This window comes from Pseudomonas sp. B21-035, assembly GCF_024748945.1.
GTDB lineage: Bacteria > Pseudomonadota > Gammaproteobacteria > Pseudomonadales > Pseudomonadaceae > Aquipseudomonas.
This window is the reverse complement of sequence record NZ_CP087179.1, coordinates 3,065,329-3,077,481: the sequence shown is the minus strand read 5'-3', so window position 1 is coordinate 3,077,481 and position 12,153 is coordinate 3,065,329. Positions and strand designations below refer to the sequence as shown.

15 protein-coding genes and 1 pseudogene are annotated in these 12,153 nt (G+C 61.5%); 4 read left to right on the top strand and 12 right to left on the bottom strand.

Translation table 11 applies throughout. The features are described from left to right. Positions 1–39 precede the first annotated feature (39 nt). The 6 genes from LOY22_RS14135 to LOY22_RS14110 form a co-directional block, all read right to left on the bottom strand. Positions 40–1,320 carry a hypothetical protein gene (locus tag LOY22_RS14135; RefSeq protein WP_045198339.1) on the bottom strand — a complete coding sequence of 427 codons (1,281 nt, stop codon included), beginning with the start codon at positions 1,318–1,320 and terminating at the stop codon, positions 40–42. 46 nt (positions 1,321–1,366) lie between these two features. After that, entirely contained in the window at positions 1,367–2,119 is a 753-nt protein-coding gene (locus LOY22_RS14130; RefSeq protein WP_045198340.1) for a hypothetical protein, read from the bottom strand. A gap of 33 nt (positions 2,120–2,152) precedes the next feature. Next, positions 2,153–2,833 carry a C39 family peptidase gene (locus tag LOY22_RS14125; protein ID WP_045198341.1) on the bottom strand — a complete coding sequence of 227 codons (681 nt, stop codon included), beginning with the start codon at positions 2,831–2,833 and terminating at the stop codon, positions 2,153–2,155. Positions 2,834–2,896: 63 nt separating this feature from the next. Next, positions 2,897–4,213, bottom strand: a complete 1,317-nt coding sequence (locus LOY22_RS14120; protein ID WP_093382316.1) for a heme utilization protein — start codon at positions 4,211–4,213, stop codon at positions 2,897–2,899. 52 nt (positions 4,214–4,265) lie between these two features. After that, the gene (locus LOY22_RS14115; protein ID WP_045198343.1) at positions 4,266–4,838 is read right to left on the bottom strand and encodes a hypothetical protein; all 573 of its coding nucleotides are present in this window, start codon (positions 4,836–4,838) and stop codon (positions 4,266–4,268) included. A gap of 1 nt (position 4,839) precedes the next feature. Continuing rightward, complete coding sequence (locus LOY22_RS14110) at positions 4,840–5,283, bottom strand: hypothetical protein (protein WP_093382321.1); 444 nt, start codon at positions 5,281–5,283, stop codon at positions 4,840–4,842. On the opposite strand from LOY22_RS14110, the gene LOY22_RS14105 reads away from it, so the two are divergent. Further along, positions 5,261–5,455, top strand: a complete 195-nt coding sequence (locus LOY22_RS14105; protein WP_143013277.1) for a hypothetical protein — start codon at positions 5,261–5,263, stop codon at positions 5,453–5,455. The genes LOY22_RS14110 and LOY22_RS14105 overlap by 23 nt on opposite strands. 151 nt (positions 5,456–5,606) lie before the next feature. Here the strand turns inward: LOY22_RS14105 and LOY22_RS14100 are convergent, their stop codons facing one another. From LOY22_RS14100 to LOY22_RS27055, 4 genes and pseudogenes are all read right to left on the bottom strand, one after another. Beyond that, positions 5,607–6,131, bottom strand: a complete 525-nt coding sequence (locus tag LOY22_RS14100; protein ID WP_093382326.1) for an AAA family ATPase — start codon at positions 6,129–6,131, stop codon at positions 5,607–5,609. Beyond that, entirely contained in the window at positions 6,128–6,694 is a 567-nt protein-coding gene (pnuC, locus tag LOY22_RS14095) for a nicotinamide riboside transporter PnuC (protein WP_045198353.1), read from the bottom strand. The genes LOY22_RS14100 and pnuC overlap by 4 nt, the downstream gene beginning before the upstream one ends. A gap of 112 nt (positions 6,695–6,806) precedes the next feature. Beyond that, positions 6,807–7,541: a methyl-accepting chemotaxis protein gene (locus LOY22_RS27060; RefSeq protein WP_371128679.1), complete on the bottom strand. Its 735-nt coding sequence runs from the start codon at positions 7,539–7,541 to the stop codon at positions 6,807–6,809. 123 nt (positions 7,542–7,664) lie between these two features. Next, positions 7,665–8,351: pseudogene (locus LOY22_RS27055) on the bottom strand (cache domain-containing protein); the annotation flags it as partial. Between the two features lie 392 nt (positions 8,352–8,743). Here LOY22_RS27055 and LOY22_RS14085 point away from each other — a divergent pair. Both LOY22_RS14085 and LOY22_RS14080 read left to right on the top strand, forming a co-directional pair. After that, the gene (locus LOY22_RS14085) at positions 8,744–9,574 is read left to right on the top strand and encodes an undecaprenyl-diphosphate phosphatase (RefSeq protein WP_093382336.1); all 831 of its coding nucleotides are present in this window, start codon (positions 8,744–8,746) and stop codon (positions 9,572–9,574) included. Position 9,575: 1 nt separating this feature from the next. Continuing rightward, a complete protein-coding gene (locus LOY22_RS14080) occupies positions 9,576–10,022 on the top strand; it encodes a DUF1294 domain-containing protein (protein ID WP_093382340.1) in 447 nt (148 codons plus the stop codon). On the opposite strand, the gene LOY22_RS14075 is transcribed toward LOY22_RS14080, so the two are convergent. Next, on the bottom strand, positions 10,015–10,374 hold the full coding sequence (locus tag LOY22_RS14075; RefSeq protein WP_093382345.1) for an MmcQ/YjbR family DNA-binding protein: 360 nt from the start codon (positions 10,372–10,374) through the stop codon (positions 10,015–10,017). The two genes, LOY22_RS14080 and LOY22_RS14075, sit on opposite strands and share 8 nt — an antisense overlap. Next, a complete protein-coding gene (locus LOY22_RS14070) occupies positions 10,367–11,275 on the bottom strand; it encodes a LysR substrate-binding domain-containing protein (protein ID WP_093382349.1) in 909 nt (302 codons plus the stop codon). The genes LOY22_RS14075 and LOY22_RS14070 overlap by 8 nt, the downstream gene beginning before the upstream one ends. A gap of 128 nt (positions 11,276–11,403) precedes the next feature. Between LOY22_RS14070 and LOY22_RS14065 the strand changes: the two genes are divergently transcribed. Next, entirely contained in the window at positions 11,404–12,015 is a 612-nt protein-coding gene (locus LOY22_RS14065) for an FMN-dependent NADH-azoreductase (protein WP_093382354.1), read from the top strand. Positions 12,016–12,153 lie beyond the last annotated feature (138 nt).

Here is a 12,153-nt window from a genome sequence, read left to right as displayed (position 1 = left end):
AAAAGCCCGCTGAAGCGGGCTTTTTCATGGCTGTGAACCTTAGAAGTAGTAAGGGAATTTCAGACTGAAGGAGAAATCCGGCGAGTCGTCGGTCAGGCCAATGGACAGGTTGGGGACGATGGTCAGGTTGTCGGTGGCGGCCAGGGTCATGCCGATGTTGAAGTTGGCCGCGTTGTAGTCGCTGCTGGGCACCGATTGCCAGTCACCGCCATCGGGTTTGATCTTGCTCTTGCTGGCAAACTGGTCAGTGAACGAGAACGACATACTCATCTTCTCGTTAAGGGCAAAGGCGATACCGGCGCCAATCTGCCAGGAGTCGCCCAGTTTCACGTCACCTGCGACCTTGGTGTTGATGGTCGGGCTGATGTCGCTGAACGAGTCCTGCATGTTGTAGGTATACGACAGGCTGCCGAACAGCACCGCCGGGTCGAAGGTCTTGACCAGCGAGATACCCGGTGTAATCGCCCAGACGCCGTTGCCGGTGGGCAAGCTCTCAGGCACCGAGAGGTTGTCGTTGGTCGGGTCGTTGACCAGCTTGATGCCGTAGGGGTCTTTGCCGGTGGGGGCCTTGACCCGCAGGGTGGCGACCGCGTCGGGCCAGTTTTCCGACTCATCGAGGAACTTGTAGGCAATGCCGACGTTGACATCGCCAATGGTTGGATCGCGCCTGACGGTCGCATCGGAAGTAACCGGGCCGGCACCGCCGGCACCGCCGGAGGAATAGGTGGATTCACGGTAGATCACCGGGACGTTGATATCGAACTGCCAACGCTGATCGAGGTTGTAGCGGGCGGTCAGGTCCAGGGTCCAGTTGTCGGCCTTGATGCGGTCGAGGTTGATGTTGCCGAGGAAGATCGAGTCCAGCGCCAGAAAACCGTTGAGGACCAGGGCGCGGGTGTCGTAGTGGGTGTAGGTCAGGCCGGTTTCGACGCTGAACCTGCCGCCACCAAAAAAGCCGCTGGCTTCGTCATACAGGTTGGAAACGCTTTGCGCCGGTTCCGAGTCGTCTTTGAGCGACTGCCCATAAGAGCTGCCGGTGGTTCCCGGCGCACCGGTGGCCACGGTCTGGCCGCCCTTGACGGTTTCGGCGGGGGATTTGGTCAGGCGTCTGGGCGCGGGTGCTGCCGGTGCTGTTTCGACCTGGCGAACGCGCTGTTCAAGGACCATCAACGCGTTCTGCTGGGCTTCGTAGCGTTGTTTCAACTCCATGAGTTCTTGTTTTAGTGCTTCGACCTGGGGGTCGGCTGCTGCGTAGAGCAATGTGGCCGGGGTCAGGCTACTCAAACAGACAATAGCTCTGAAGGTTAACGATCGGTGCATGGGTTAGCCGTCCCTTCTGACTACAAGTGATGAGACAGAGCGTAGATCAGAAACCGAGAGTGCGAAGGCCTTTGAGCTGGTCCAGGTTACCGTTCAGCGCCCCGGCGCTCGGCACGTTGTCACGCAGCACGACGTTCAGGGAGGTGAGGTTGCTGACCTTGTTGCCAGCGCCGAGCAAGGTGGTGTTCTGCATCAGCCCACCCTGGGCCAGGCGCTGCACGGTGCTGCCCTGGTTGTTGTTGGCGATGATGTTGAATTGCACGCCGCTGCCGGTCGAGGACACACTCAGCGAACCCGCGCCGTTGGCGCCGACCAGGGTGGAACCTGCGGCCAGGGCCTCGCCCTGTGGCTGCGTGGCTGCTGCGGGCGCCTGGTTGGCCTTGGTGACGTTGATATCGACGTTGTTGTAGGCGCTGTTGTTGTCGCCGGCGGCGCGCACCACCTGGGTCACGCCCTCGGTGCTGTTGAGGCCACTGCCACCGGTGACGCTACCGCTGCCGACACTCTGCGAGCGCGCCGCGCCGCTGCCTTTTTCGTCGATCATCGACACGTAGAACTGCGGCTTGATCGTCGTTTGCTGGATTTGCATCGAAGACCTGGCGCCAATCACTTCGCCATTGGCGTTTTGCCAGGTGCTGCTCATGACAATGCCAAAGCTGATGATCCGCCCGGGCATGACAAAGCGGCCGCGCAGGTTGGCCAGTTCCTGATCCTTCAGTTCAATGGGCTTGAGCGTCTGGGCCTGGGTTGGCAGGCTGGCGGCCAGGCAAAGCACGGCGAGCCAGATAGAAGTCTTCATGGGATGCTCCCGGAGCCTCATGCTCCCTTGTCATTAGAAGAAGTCGCTTTGGATGAAGCCGAAATCCATCAACTCAGCGTCTTGCACCGGGGTGAAGGTATTGATGCGGTTCTTGGCCGTGAGCGGTAGTGGTGGGTCGAGCAAGGCGTTGGCCTTGTCGTAGCCCCGGCCGATGACGGCGAAGAGAATGCCGTTCCAGCCTTTGACGAAGTCTTCGATCTTGTAGCGTTTATGGCCGAGCACCGGGTCGCCGATGTACACCCAGCCGTTGTGGACTTTCTGCATGACCACGAAGTGCTTGTAGCCGCGCACGTCCATCAGCACCACCACCGGAATGCGCACGCTCTGCAAGGCGTCCAGTTGTACCCGGTAACCGCGGGCGCGCATCCCGAGGCTTTCGACGTAGCGCTTCATGTCGAGCATGGAAAAGCCCTGGACCCGCACCACATCATGGTCGGAGTGGGCGAGCATGCCTTCGATGATCTGTTCTTCGCTGACGTCCAGCCAGTAGGCCTGGCGCAAGATGGTCGCCAATGCCGCGGCGCCACAGCTGAAATCGGTTTTCTGTTGCACCAGGTCGGCGAATTTGCGTTCACGCACGCTCTGGATGGGCTTGAACACCACCGCACCACCCGGTAATACCGAAAGCGGCAATTGCGCCGCTTCGCTGATGCTGCTCAGGCAGAGCAAAAATGCCAAGGCGATAACGCGCATGTCCGACGCCCCCCTGATGGTGTTGAAAAAGGCCCCCCGAAGGGGGCCTCCAGATCACAGCATTTACATCGAGGTGTTGGAGATGGCCAGCGAGTTGCTTTGCTGGTTGCCCACACCGGCTGCTACGTTGACGCCCAGGTTGCCGCTGCCGCCGTTCACCGAACCGCTCAGGGTTGCAGTGTTGGTTACAGGGTTGGCCCAGCCGGTTGGAGTCAGCACTTGATAAGAGAAAGTATTGCTCAAATCATAAGAGCTGCTTTCACTGTAGCTTTTCGCTTTGTTGTACTCAGACTCGGAGGATTTGCTGCCCGATTTTTCGAACGAAGAATCGAAGGCTTTTTCGAACGAAGAGCTCTTGGACTTATCGTACGAAGAGCTGGACTCTTTGTTCCACGACTTGTCGATATCAACATCCAGCGAGGCAGTCAGCGAAGCATCGGCCGACTGCGAGCTGCTGCCGCTGTGATGACGGCCATAGTCATAGGACGAGTTTCTGCTGGCTTCAACCGATGCATCCAGCGAAGCGGTCAGAGAAGCACTGCTCGAGCCGCTGGCTTCATGGTTTTTAGAACCGCTAGCTTCGGAGTTGTGCGAGCCGCTGGCATTGAAGCTGTTGGCGCCGGCGAGCTCGAAGCTCGAAGAGTTGCTCTTGCTGCCGCTGGCTTCCATGGACTTGTCGTAGGAAGCGCTGCCACTGGCGGTTTTCGTCACCGTCAGGGTATCGACACGATAGGTACGGTCAGCGTTGTTGTTGACGGTCAGGCCAGGGCCGCTTTGCTCGGCGGAGGCGGTGGCGGTTGCGTTACCCAGTGCAGCGTTGGTATTGGCAATTGCCATGGTGTTTTTCTGTTGGTTCAGGTCGCCACCGGCAATGTTGATGCCCATGTTGCCGCTGCCGTTGTTGCCCGAACCGCCCATGACCGCCGAGTTGGTGCTGCCGTAGTTGTCGACCCGGTTGTTGTTGCTGTATTGCGAGACCTTGGCGGTCGCCGTTGCGTTGCCGAACACGAAGGTGTTGTCGATTTCCGAGTTGTCGGTGGCGGCGTTGGCGATGGCGGCGGCGTTGTCTTGCTGGTTGCCGGCACCGGCAGCCACGTTGACGCCGACGTTACCGCTGGTGCCGGTGGCCGAGCTGCTCATTTCGGCTTCGTTCACAGTGCCTTCGTTGCGGATGCGGTTGTTGGTGCTGCTTTGCTTGTCCCACGCGTTGGCGGTCGCGTTGATCGAGATTTTGGTGGGAGGAGGAGGGGTGTGGTGGCCATTGTTGTGATGACCGTTATGGCCATGGCCACGTGGTTCGTTCTGCCCAGCTTGTACAGCAACAGCCATGACCGCAGCAATTGCGAAAACCAGAGGCTTGAGTGCCATCGAAGGTTTCATGGTGATTCTCCGTACTTTATTTTAGGTTAAGTGTTGTTCCTAACTATTTGGGTCAGTCCGCGACCCGGATGCTCAGGGTGTTGGCCGTTCGGTTTCCCACCCCGGCACTCTGATTCAGCTGAATCACCCCACGGCTACCGGTGAAGGCCTGGTCACTGGTAGTGACCTGGCGAAAGCCGGGTGCGGAGTCAGCTGAGTCGGAGTTGTTGAGCAGCGCCACGTTCTGTTGCATGAGGACGCTGTCGTCGATACTTTGCGGACCGGAACTGATGCTGATCCGCATGGCGTTGGCTTGCTGGTTGCTGGCCCCGGCACTCTGGTTGACGCCCAGGGCGCCGCTGCCGTGGCTGAAAGAGTTGCCCTGGATGTTCGACTGGGCATCGATGCTTGGGTCTACCGTTGTGCGCAGGCGCTGGCGGATCTGGGTGCTGGCGCTGGCGCCATGGCCCACCGCGATGGCCCGGGCGTTGGCCTGTTGCTGCTGATCGCCGGCAGCCTGGTTGACCGTGAGGTTGCCCTGGTACTGGGCACCGGAATTGTCGATGTTGGCGTTATTGACGACGGGGGGCTGGGCGAAGGCCGGTACACTGCAGAACATGGCCAGAATCAGCAACGAGTGCTTCATCTCACTTGCCTCCGGTGAGGATCTGCAGGGGCGCGAGGCCTTTCTGCACGCTGGAATTGACCATGTTGGAGATGCCGTTGCCGGAGTTGCCGGAACGTCCACCGGCCAGGTTCGGCAGTTGCGTCTGGTTATTGATGTTGCTGCCCAGGTTATTGGTCTGCTGGGTGACCATGGCGCCGATTCCCGAGCCGCTGGTGATCGAGGCAAAATCGCCGTCGCTCAGCTCGTTGGTTTGCTTGAGGATCTGCGCCGACGGGTTGGTGTTGACCGTGGTCGGATAAGGGTCGGGCGCCAGCGGTGGGCGCATGGCGTTGCGCGGCTGCACATCGCGGGTGATGACGACGATGCCGTTTTCGGCCTGGGCCGGCAGGCTCAAGCTCAGGCTTGAACTCACTGCACAGGCAAGCAGCAGGAGGCGGTAGATGCCTTTATCAATCTTTCCCACGATGGCAATTCCTTCTTATGGTGCGCTGGCCCTGTTCAGCGTTGCGAAGAAGAGAGCAGAAGGTGTGCCGGTTTTTATTTATCAAGCGAAAACAATGGCTTGGTTTTATGCTTGGCCAGGGTCAAAAAAATGTTGTAACGCCGCTGAGACACCGGCGCTGTTCAGCACCTGATACTGCGGGCGCCACGGCCCGGCAACAGGCATGCCCGGGGATTGTTTCAGCGGCTTAACACTTTTCTCCGGGCACGGGCTGGCCGCTTTAGCTCGCGGCTTTGCGCAGGTGAGAGTGTTTCAGGAATGGACACTGTGCAGCGCGCAGCTGCTCAGGTCTTGAGCAACTGCGCAACTGCGGCAAAGGCTGCGCGCCGGCGCTGCGCCCAGTCGCCTTGCACGACCTGGAACGCTTGCTGGTGCTGCGCCAGCCACTCGCCCGTGGCATTGAAAAACGCCATACGTTCGGCCAGCAGCGGCTGGCAACGCTGGCCATCGTCGTGCCAGGCAACGGCCTCGGGGCTGAGCAGCAAGTGCAGGTCGTAGTGACGGGCCAGCAGCGCCTGTTCCAGCCACGCCGGGCAATCGCCGAACAGCGTGCGGCTCCAGAGCATGTTGCTCAGCAGGTGGGTGTCGAGGATCAGCAGCGCCGGTTGCCGCGCACGTGCGGCGTCTTCCCAGGCCAACTGCCCGCGGGCAATGGCCGGGATGTCGGCATAGCAGGTGTCACGCGCCTGCTCGTCAATGAAGTGGCGCACGTACTCGCCCACCCGTTCGCCACCGAAGTGCGCCTGGATTTCGGAGCTGAGCCAGCTTTTACCGCTGGATTCAGGGCCGGTGAGTACCACTACCTTCATGCGTAGGTCAACGCCGGATCGCGTCGCCAGTCGCGCCAGCCCTGTACCGCGATCAAGGTGAACAGGGCATAGAGCGCGGCGGTCAGGTACATGGCCTTGGACAGGAACAGGCCGACGAAAATAACATCAAGCACCACCCACAGCGGCCAGCACTGCAGGCGCTTTTGCGCCATCCACCATTGCGCCACCAGGCTGAAACCGGTCAGCGCGGCGTCCAGCCAGGGGTGGGCGGCGTCTGTCCAGGTGGCCATGGCCGCGCCCAGGCCGAGGCTGCCGAGCAAGCCAATGCCCAGGCCAAAGGCAACCGAATGCGCCGGCAACAGGCTGACCTGGCGAGCTTCGCGCGTGCTGCCCGGCCGCGTCCATTGCCACCAGCCATAAAGTTGCAGCACGGCATACACCAGTTGCAGGAGCATGTCCGAATACAGCTTCACGTCATAGAAAACCCAGGTGTACAGCAACACCATCACCAGGCCGATCGGCCAGCACCAGGGGTTCTGTTTGGTCGTGAGCCACACGGCGATAACGCCGAGCACGGCGGCGAACAGTTCGAGGCCGGACATCGGCGTTCCTTGGAGGATTCGAGGGTAGGGCGGGGATTGTACCTTGTGGCACGCCAAGCGCCACTAGTGCGCTGGCGAAGTAGCCGCAGGTACGCTCCCCGGGGCCCAACCGTCAGACCCGGAACTGACTGAGGGTTCGATCCAGTTGCTCGCTCAGGCGGTTCAAGGCCACGCCGGCACTGCTCGACTGCTGTGCGGCCGTTGCCGTCTGACGCGACAGGTCGGCCGTCTCGGTAACGTTACGGTTGATCTCCTCGACCACATGGGACTGCTGCAGGGTAGCGCTGGCAATCGAGGCATTGAGCGCGGTCAGGTTGTGCAGCGCCTGGCTGATGGCGTCCAGGCTGACTCCGGCTTCGCTGGCTTGTTCGACGGTCTGGCGCGAGGCTTCGCTGCTGGCGTCGATGGCTTTCACGGCCGCCTCGGACTGGCCTTGCAGGTGTTCGATCATGCTCTGGATTTCGGCGGTGGACTGTTGGGTGCGCTGGGCCAGCAGGCGCACTTCGTCGGCCACCACGGCAAAACCGCGGCCCTGTTCACCGGCCCGCGCCGCTTCGATGGCGGCGTTCAAGGCCAGCAGGTTGGTCTGTTCGGCAATCGAGCGGATCACTTCCAGTACGCTGCCGATGCGCGTGCTCTGACCGGCCAGGGCGCGGATCACCTGCACCGCTTCATCGATGGTCGTCGATAGTTGGTCGATGCGCTGCAGGCTGCCGTGGATGCTGTGTTGCCCCTGTTCGGCGCGCAACTGGGCGTCATGCATTTCGCTGGACGCCTGTTCGGCATTCTTCGCCACATCCTGCACGGCGTAGGTCACTTCGTTGATGGCCGTGGCCACCTGCTCCATTTGCTGGGATTGCTGTTCGCTGCGCTGCTGGGCCTGGCCGGCGTTGTTGCCCACATCGCTGGCCGATTGCGCCAGGGCATGCACCGCGCCCTGCAACTGGCTGATCACGCCCTGCAACTTGCCGGTAAAGCTGTTGAAGTGGATGCCCAGCTGGGTGACTTCATCGTTGCCGTGGGTATCCAGGCGCCGGGTCAGGTCGCTCTCGCCACTGGCAATGGTGGCCATGGCATCGACCGCTTCCTGCAGCGGCCGGGCGATACTGCGGGCAATCAGCACCACCAGCAGGGTCATGACCAGGGCGATGCCCAGGCCGAGGATCGAGGCATCGCGCAACTGGCGCAAAAACTCGTCCTGCATGTCATCGATGTAAACGCCCGAACCGATCACCCAGCCCCAGGGCTTGAACAGCTGCACGTAGGAGGTCTTTTTCACCGGCTCGCTGGCGCCGGGCTTGGGCCAGCGGTAGTCGATGCTGCCGGCGCCCTTGGCCTTGGCCAGGGCGGCCATTTCGTTGAACAGGGCAAAGCCGTCCGGGTCGCGGATTGCCGAAAGGTCCTGGCCGTCGAGCTTGGGGTTGGTCGGATGCATGATCATCTTCGGCCCCAGGTCGTTGATCCAGAAATAGTCATTCTGATCGTAACGCAGGCCGCGCACCGCGCTCAGGGCCTGTTGCTGGGCCGCGTCGCGGCTCAATGTGCCGGCTGCTTCCAGCCCTTGGTAATACGCCAGCACGCCAGCGGCGGTTTCTACCACATGGCGGGTTTTTTCCGCCTTGGCCTGGTACAGGTCGCCATGAATCTGGCGCAGCATCAGCAAACCGAGGGTTACCAGCATCACCACTGCCACTACCAGGATCAGCCACAAACGCCGGCTGATCGACATACTGCGAAGAGTCTTCATGGAATGCTTACCTCGAGTTCTTTTTTATTGTTGCCCACATCCAAGCATGCTTTGCCTCCCGCCACCTACTCGACCAAGGACTAAGTGCTTGATTCGTTGAGGTCTGTTGCGTCGTCCCAGCAGCGTTTATCCGAGAGGTCTGATAGGATTTCGGCCTCGACGGGATAAACCTGAAGGCCGCGTGAACTTTTCTGCTGGCTTTGCGACCAACTGTCGCTGTAAAACGGCCAGGCGCTGAACAGCCATTGGCAACTAAAAGACTATAAAGGGGCATGCCACAGGCATTGCCCCACGGGGGAAGCATGGATCTTTGGACCGGCCTGCAGGCTGTCATTCTAGGTATTGTCGAAGGCTTGACGGAGTTCTTGCCGATCTCCAGTACCGGCCACCAGATTGTCGTGGCCGACCTGATCAATTTCGGTGGTGAGCGGGCCATGGCCTTCAACATCATCATCCAGCTGGGCGCGATCCTGGCGGTGGTCTGGGAATTTCGCCGCAAGATCTTCGAGGTGGTGGTGGGGCTGCCGCGTCAGCGTGAGGCCCAGCGCTTTACGGTCAATCTGCTGATCGCCTTCATGCCGGCGGTGGTGCTGGGGGTGCTGTTTGCCGACCTGATCCATGAGTACCTGTTCAACCCCATCACCGTGGCCGCCGCCCTGGTGGTTGGTGGCGTGATCATGCTCTGGGCCGAGCGCCGCGAGCATGTGATCCGCGTTGACCAGGTCGACGACATGCGCTGGTCCGACGCCCTGAAGATTGGTTGCGCTCAGTGCCTGGCGATGATCCCGGGTACTTCGCGCTCCGGCTCGACCATCATTGGCGGCCTGCTGTTCGGCCTGTCGCGCAAAGCAGCCACCGAGTTCTCGTTCTTCCTGGCCATGCCGACCATGGTCGGTGCGGCGGTGTATTCGGGCTACAAGTACCGCGATCTGTTCCAGCCAGACGACTTCCCGGTATTTGCCATCGGCTTTGTGGTCTCGTTCATCTTCGCCATGATCGCGGTACGCGGCCTGCTCAAGTTCATCGCCAACCACAGTTACGCGGCCTTTGCCTGGTACCGTATCGTGTTCGGTTTGATCATCCTCGGCACCTGGTTGTTCGGCTGGGTTGACTGGACCACGGCGCACGGTTGAGATGAGCCGTAGCCCAAGCCAGCCACGCCGCGCAGCCCAAACCAGCGGCGCCCTGCAAAACCCCCGCAGCAAATTGCTGGCCTTTGTCGGCTTGTGCCTGCTGCCGGTGGGCGGCGCTTTGCAGATGCTTTTGAGCGGGCAATCCTGGCTACCGGCCGTGGCCTACCCGTTGGCCAGCCTGGTGAGTTTCGTGCTGTATTGGCGCGACAAGCAGCAGGCCCGCAATCAGGCCTGGCGCACGCCAGAGAAAGTCCTCCACGCCAGTGAGCTGTGCGGCGGCTGGCCGGGCGCCTTGCTGGCCCAGCAACGCTTTCGGCACAAGACCCGCAAACTGTCGTTTCAGCTCAGTTTCTGGGCCATTGTCGGCGTGCATCAGTTGTTCTGGATCGACCACCTGCTGCTCGGCGGCCGCTGGCTTGGCGCTGCCCTGGCGCCAATCCTCAGATAAGCAAGCCTGGCTGCAGGCGCTTGGGCAGGCGCCGGACCACCAGTTGATGGGAGCGTTGCAGCAGTTCGGTCAGCTCGGCGCGGCCCATGGGGTAGGGCGGTGCCATGCTGACCCAGTGCGCCCGCGCAAGGTAGGGCGCCGGGCGCACGCCGGGGCGGTCGACGTAGCCGAGAAACAGCTCGCTATCGACCTTGAACGACAACCCGGCGCCGCCCAGGTCAAGCACGGCAAACATCTTGTTGCCGGCCACCGAGAACACCCGGATACCGCCCCATTTGTAGTCTTCGCGCGCACCCGGCAGGCTCAGGCAGAACGCTGCGACCTGCTCTTCGCTGATTTTCTTGTCAGACATAACGCTCCCCGCATTGGGCAAATTCCGCGACCAGGTGATCGATCCATACCCGCACCGCCGGCAGCAGCCCGCGCCGATGGGGGTAGACCGCCTGCAGATAACCGCCGGGCAGCGACCAGTCTGGCAGCAGGCGCACCAGCTCGCCACGTTCGAGTTCTTCTTCGCAGTGCATGATCGGCAGCGTGGTAAAGCCAAGGCCGGCGACAGCGGCGGCTTTGCGCACGACAAAGTCGTCGATCGCCAGGCGTGCCTCCAGGGCCAGTTCGTGCTTGTGGCCCTGGCCATCGAGCAGGCGCAGATGCACCAGGCGGTCGGCATCCACCGCACCGAGTACCGGCAGGCTGGCCAGGTCTTGCGGGTGGTCGAGCGCCTGCGCGGCGGCAAACTGCGGGGCGGCCACCAGCAGCATCTGCGCCTGACGCAGGCGCCGGGTGACCAGCGCCGGGTCTTCATCGCCCAGGTCGCGCACTCGCAGGGCAACGTCGACACCTTCGGTGATCAGGTCGACGCGACGGTTGAGGAGGATCATGTCCAGTTGCACCTGCGGGTATTGCTGCAGGAAGCGGCTGATCACGTTCGGTAAAAATTCATGGGCCAGGCCCACCGGGCACGACACCCGCAAGCGCCCGCGCGGTTCGCTGGTCATGCTCGCCACCGCTTCGTCGGCCATTTCCGCCTCCAGCAGCATGGCCTGGCAGTGGCGCAAATAACGTTCACCCACGGCCGTCAGCTTCAACTGGCGTGTGGTGCGTTGCAGCAGGCGCGTGCCCAGGCGCTCTTCGAGTTCGGCGATACGTCGCGACAGGCGTGATTTGGGAATCCCGAGCACACGGCCAGCGGCGGCAAAACCACCAGCTTCGACCACCCGGGCGAAATAGAACAGATCATTGAGGTCTTGCATGTGCGTCACCATTGTCCTGCCAGTAGGACAAACTAACGCATTTTTGCTGACTTATCAGCTATTCGCCACCCAAGTAGGATTCTCCCCATCGTGATCGCCCACTCGCGGTCTTCATTCAGGAGAGTCCCATGAAACTGTTGCATATCGATTCGAGCATCCTGGGCGATAATTCCGCCTCCCGTCAGCTGAGCCGCAGCGTGGTTGAAGCCTGGAAAGCCGCCGAGCCGTCGCTGCAAGTGACTTACCGTGACCTGGCCGGCGACGCCATCAGCCACTTCTCGGCCGCAACCCTGGTCGCCGCCGGCACCCCGGAAGAACTGCGCGACGCCGCCCAGCAGCATGAAGCCAAACTCAGCGCCGAAACCCTGCAGGAGTTTCTCGACGCCGACGCCGTGGTACTGGCCGCGCCGATGTACAACTTCACCGTGCCGACCCAGCTCAAGGCCTGGATTGACCGGGTCGCAGTGGCCGGCAAGACCTTCCGCTACACCGAAGCCGGCCCTGAAGGCCTGTGCGGCAACAAGAAGGTGATCCTGGTATCGACCGCAGGCGGCCTGCACGCCGGCCAGCCTACCGCGGTCGGCCATGAAGAGTTCCTCAAGGTGTTCCTTGGTTTCATCGGCATCACCGACCTGGAAATCGTCCGTGCCCACGGCCTGGCCTATGGCGATGAGCACCGGGCCAAGGCCCTGAACGCCGCGCAAGTGCAGATCAGCACCGACCTGTTCGTCGCCGCCTGATCTCTGGGCCAGTAATCAAACCGACTGCCGGCAGCGCCTGCAGTCGGTTTTTTCATTGAGGTTTCATCTGCGCCGGGCTGGCCCGTTCTATGCTGCGCACTATCAGCATTGATCGATAGCGTTGCTTAGGGTGCAAAA

Excerpts from the sequence above, each read along its gene's own strand:
- LOY22_RS14135 (WP_045198339.1), bottom strand. The coding sequence starts at position 1,320 with ATGCACCGATCGTTAACCTTCAGAGCTATTGTCTGTTTGAGTAGCCTG.
- LOY22_RS14065 (WP_093382354.1), top strand. The coding sequence starts at position 11,404 with ATGAAACTGTTGCATATCGATTCGAGCATCCTGGGCGATAATTCCGCC.
- LOY22_RS14075 (WP_093382345.1), bottom strand. The coding sequence starts at position 10,374 with ATGTCTGACAAGAAAATCAGCGAAGAGCAGGTCGCAGCGTTCTGCCTG.
- pnuC (WP_045198353.1), bottom strand. The coding sequence starts at position 6,694 with ATGTCCGGCCTCGAACTGTTCGCCGCCGTGCTCGGCGTTATCGCCGTG.
- LOY22_RS14100 (WP_093382326.1), bottom strand. The coding sequence starts at position 6,131 with ATGAAGGTAGTGGTACTCACCGGCCCTGAATCCAGCGGTAAAAGCTGG.
- LOY22_RS14130 (WP_045198340.1), bottom strand. The coding sequence starts at position 2,119 with ATGAAGACTTCTATCTGGCTCGCCGTGCTTTGCCTGGCCGCCAGCCTG.
- LOY22_RS14115 (WP_045198343.1), bottom strand. The coding sequence starts at position 4,838 with ATGAAGCACTCGTTGCTGATTCTGGCCATGTTCTGCAGTGTACCGGCC.
- LOY22_RS14085 (WP_093382336.1), top strand. The coding sequence starts at position 8,744 with ATGGATCTTTGGACCGGCCTGCAGGCTGTCATTCTAGGTATTGTCGAA.
- LOY22_RS14120 (WP_093382316.1), bottom strand. The coding sequence starts at position 4,213 with ATGAAACCTTCGATGGCACTCAAGCCTCTGGTTTTCGCAATTGCTGCG.
- LOY22_RS14080 (WP_093382340.1), top strand. The coding sequence starts at position 9,576 with ATGAGCCGTAGCCCAAGCCAGCCACGCCGCGCAGCCCAAACCAGCGGC.
- LOY22_RS14070 (WP_093382349.1), bottom strand. The coding sequence starts at position 11,275 with ATGCAAGACCTCAATGATCTGTTCTATTTCGCCCGGGTGGTCGAAGCT.
- LOY22_RS27060 (WP_371128679.1), bottom strand. The coding sequence starts at position 7,541 with ATGGAGCAGGTGGCCACGGCCATCAACGAAGTGACCTACGCCGTGCAG.
- LOY22_RS14125 (WP_045198341.1), bottom strand. The coding sequence starts at position 2,833 with ATGCGCGTTATCGCCTTGGCATTTTTGCTCTGCCTGAGCAGCATCAGC.
- LOY22_RS14105 (WP_143013277.1), top strand. The coding sequence starts at position 5,261 with ATGCCTTTATCAATCTTTCCCACGATGGCAATTCCTTCTTATGGTGCG.